Below are 1,472 nucleotides of genomic sequence, written 5' to 3' on the forward strand. Positions count from 1 at the left end.
TTCGAAGACCGAGTCCGCCAGCCCTTACAGAATTTGGAGTCTTGAAAAACTGTTTACACAAAATCCTTGACACTCCTCAAGGGGACTCGCTTAAGCATCTGCCGCGCAACGCGCAATTCATAGGATGATAGGCCATCGAGCAAGGCCATTGTGCGCTCACGCGCAGTTTCCGCATCAATCACGCTCTCCTCAGGAGAAGGCGCCGACGTGTGGTGCCGCGTCAAAGGGTGCTCAATCCAGTCATCGGCATCCATTGATACCGCAAGGGATAACATCTGATGCTTGCCCCGCAAGGCCCCGCGTGCGAACTCCGACAGCCTACGCCGCATAACCTTGATGGCCCACGTTCGAAAATTGAGACCGTACTCTACCTGATACTGAAGCGTGGCTTGCCATAGCCCAATCCAGGCAACTTGCCACAGATCGTCGGACGCAACGCCAGGTAAGTGCCACCGCCCAATCGTCATTTGGATCCAAGGGGCAAAGTGTGGCATGAGTTGACTGAACGCATCGTCATCACCAATTTGAACACGCCTCAAAACAGTGTCGATGGGCTCTGACTTGGTGGCCATCACGGTTGAATCACCTCGTTGCGCATGATATCGCGATCCGATCATACGAGCTCGCGGTTCTTCTGCCGATAATCCTGTAACGCGCTCATGTCCTCGATAATCTGGCGAATAATACGCTGCTGATCTTTAGATAGGGCACGATATTTGGATAAAAGAGTCCCCTCATCGTGAGATAAGATCAATCCATCGGATTTCGATATATCTGAATGTGTTTTGCCAGTCTGACCAGAAGTGGTCCACTGGAAGCCCATGAGATTATGGCGATATACGGAACACATCTCCTTGACATCTCCATTAGTCGCGTCTATCGCTAGTGATAGAGAATCGCGAAGATGGGCGTAGTCGGACTCAAGTTGCCAGCGGATACAATCGGTTTCCGTGACGCGCCCGATGAGATGGGCCAAACCGATGATATCAAAATAATCCTCGCCGCGACCCGTGCTTGCCATGATAAGGCCCCAAATCCAACTGCCAGGGATTTGAGATAAGTTGGAAGGCAGAGCGTTCGCGGTCTGCCACGACTCAGGGAATATACCCGCCTGTTCCAAAGATGTCCATTCATCAGGTGATAAAGTCAGATTCCAAGTTTCACTCCAGAGGTGAGAAGCCTGCTCGGCGGAAACCTCGTATGACATGCGGAGATAAGCAAGATATGAACCTGCAAGACGCAGGTCGACACTATTTGTGCGGGAGATTAGCTGCCCTAGTTGGGAGGATGGAGCGGATTCGTTATGTCCATAGTTTGCAACAATGAATCCCGCCAGCAATGGCACCTGCAACGCAGTCATTAAAGCAACAACAGATGGCTCATTAGGTTTGGTAAGAGATTGTCCCGAATTTCGTGGAATTTGGGGTTCGCGATTCCTCCCAGAGTCTGGTTGAATACTGGGTGTCGAAACC

General features: G+C 51.3%; 2 protein-coding genes. Both read right to left on the bottom strand.

The features are described from left to right. Positions 1 to 53 precede the first annotated feature (53 nt). Positions 54 to 572, bottom strand: a complete 519-nt coding sequence (locus HIJ39_RS22890) for a sigma factor (RefSeq protein WP_169103335.1) — start codon at positions 570 to 572, stop codon at positions 54 to 56. Between the two features lie 41 nt (positions 573 to 613). Continuing rightward, positions 614 to 1,472 (bottom strand): hypothetical protein (locus tag HIJ39_RS22895; protein WP_169103336.1); only part of this gene is annotated, 859 nt, incomplete at its 5' end.

The organism is Sulfobacillus harzensis (assembly GCF_012933365.1).
Lineage (GTDB): Bacteria > Bacillota > Sulfobacillia > Sulfobacillales > Sulfobacillaceae > Sulfobacillus_B > Sulfobacillus_B harzensis.

Excerpts from the sequence above, each read along its gene's own strand:
- HIJ39_RS22890 (WP_169103335.1), bottom strand. The coding sequence starts at position 572 with ATGGCCACCAAGTCAGAGCCCATCGACACTGTTTTGAGGCGTGTTCAA.